The sequence below is a fragment of the Microvirga sp. P4_G7 genome (assembly GCF_056401005.1).
Window position 1 is genome coordinate 1 of sequence record NZ_JBFUKD010000628.1, and the last position, 2,158, is coordinate 2,158.

Below are 2,158 nucleotides of genomic sequence, written 5' to 3' on the forward strand. Positions count from 1 at the left end.
GCTCTAACCCCTAGACTTAGCCGGATGCTCAAACCTAAATCCAAACGAGAATACCGCCTCTACTAAGAGGCGGATCGCTTCAGGTTTCATGTTGCATCTGTGTTGCGCGGAGCGGAATGCAGCGTCACACAAACCCTTGTAAATTAACGAAACCTGTTGCAGCGCCTTGCAACACAAGAAACAGCTATCTCAGACATCAAAAAGCCCGCTAAGCTGTTGCTTTTGCGGGTTTTTTGATGGTAGCGGAGGAGGGATTTGAACCCCCGACACAAGGATTATGATTCCTCTGCTCTGACCAACTGAGCTACTCCGCCCCAGGACCGGGGCATTACCCCGGGTCAGGCCACGGGGTATAGGAAAGGTTGGAGGTCGCTGTCAAGGAAGAGTGCGCGTCTTTTGAGACGCACGACACGATCCGCCTCCAGCGCTGCGGTCAGGCCGATTTGCGGATCCGCATCAGCTTGAAAAAGCCCAAGGGGAACAAGGTCCGCAGCTCCACCACTTCCATGCGCCCGGTCGTGCGGGCCCATGCCTCGACCTGCGACGCCTTGAACGCGGAACTCCACCCGATCGCCTTGGCGAGAGGTGAGGCCAGTTCCTCGAGCGCGGCGATGGGTCCTGACGGTTGACCGAAATGGTTGGCGAGCACGATCTCGCCGCCCGGGCGCAGCACCCGTGCGAATTCCGATAATGCCGCGTCGAGATCCGGCACCAGCGTAATGATGAACTGCGCCGTCACCGCATCAAAACTCTCGTCGGGGAACCCGAGGCGGGTGACGTCCATCACCTGGAGGCTCTTGACGTGGGTCAGACCCTGCTTGCGCACCTTCTCGTGTGCCCGGCGGAGCATGTCCTCAGATAGGTCGACGCCGACGACCTCCGCATTGGCCGGATAATAGCCCAGCGACAACCCGGTCCCGACGCCCGCTTCCAGAACCCTCGGGCCACAGGCAACCGAAGCTGCGACGGCGGCCCTTGCGGCCGGCTCCGTCAGCTTGTCGTAGACGACGTCATAGATGGGTGCCCAGCGGGCATAAGCCTTTTGCATCAGGGCCGTCGTCGGTCCATCCGTCATGAAAGTCCCTTGCATATTGGACGGGAGCGTCAGGCCGCGGCGGGCGCGGCTTCCACTTCCGAACGAGCAATCGTACCACCTCCGAGCACGCGGGCCCGAGGATCATCGCTCTCATAGATGACACAAGCTTGACCGGGAGACACCCCGTCCTCGGCCGAAAACAACTCGACCAGGGCGCCTGTCCCCGAAAAGCGCAGGGTCGCGGGCCGCGGCTCGCGGGTGGAGCGGACGCGGACGGCCACCTCCATGCCGGCCTCGCCGATCGTGTCGAGGGGCTTGTCGCCGAGCCAGTTCAGGTCGGTGACGCGGATCTGACGGGTCGCAAGCGCTTCCTTTGGGCCGACGACGACCCGGGCCGAGCCAGCGTCGAGGCGCACCACGTAAAGTGGCTCGCCGACAGAGAGACCCAGGCCCTTCCGCTGTCCGACCGTGTAATGGATGATGCCTTCATGCCGCCCGAGCACGCGGCCGTCGACGTGGACGATCTCGCCGCCCTTGGCCGCGCCCGGCTTCAACCGCTCGATGATGTCGCTGTAGCGGCCATGCGTGACGAAGCAGATGTCCTGGCTGTCGGCTTTTTCAGCGACGGTGAGGCCGAATTCGCGTGCCAGCGCCCGCGTATCGTCCTTGGGCAGTTCGCCCAGGGGGAACCGCAGCAGGCTCAGCTGCTCTGGTGTGGTCGCATAGAGAAAATAGCTCTGGTCCCGGTCCGGATCAGCGGCGCGGTGGAGCGCGCGACGGCCGTCGGGCAAATGGCGGCTCGCCACATAATGCCCGGTAGCCAGAATGTCGGCGCCGAGATCCTTGGCTGTCTCCAGAAGATCGCGGAACTTGATGGAGCGGTTGCATTCGACACAGGGTATCGGCGTTTCGCCGTCCAAATAGCTCTGCGTGAACCGATCGATCACCGCCGCACGGAAACGCGCTTCGTAATCGAGCACATAATGCGGAATGCCGATCGCYTCGGCGACCCGGCGGGCATCATAGATGTCCTGACCGGCGCAACACGCGCCTTTGCGATGGGCCGCCTCGCCCTGATCGTAGAGCTGAAGGGTGATGCCGAGGACATCATAGCCCTCACGC

The 2,158-nt window shown here is 62.6% G+C and carries 2 protein-coding genes and 1 tRNA gene; all 3 read right to left on the reverse strand.

Going from position 1 to position 2,158, the window contains the following annotated elements; translation table 11 throughout:
* Positions 1 to 237 precede the first annotated feature (237 nt).
* Positions 238 to 314: transfer RNA gene (locus AC1DT3_RS18815), tRNA-Met, on the reverse strand.
* Between the two features lie 119 nt (positions 315 to 433).
* The gene (locus AC1DT3_RS18820; RefSeq protein WP_477466745.1) at positions 434 to 1,075 is read right to left on the reverse strand and encodes a class I SAM-dependent methyltransferase; all 642 of its coding nucleotides are present in this window, start codon (positions 1,073 to 1,075) and stop codon (positions 434 to 436) included.
* 29 nt (positions 1,076 to 1,104) lie between these two features.
* A partial coding sequence (gene mnmA, locus AC1DT3_RS18825; RefSeq protein ID WP_477466746.1) for a tRNA 2-thiouridine(34) synthase MnmA occupies positions 1,105 to 2,158 on the reverse strand: 1,054 nt, incomplete at its 5' end.

Excerpts from the sequence above, each read along its gene's own strand:
- AC1DT3_RS18820 (WP_477466745.1), bottom strand. The coding sequence starts at position 1,075 with ATGACGGATGGACCGACGACGGCCCTGATGCAAAAGGCTTATGCCCGC.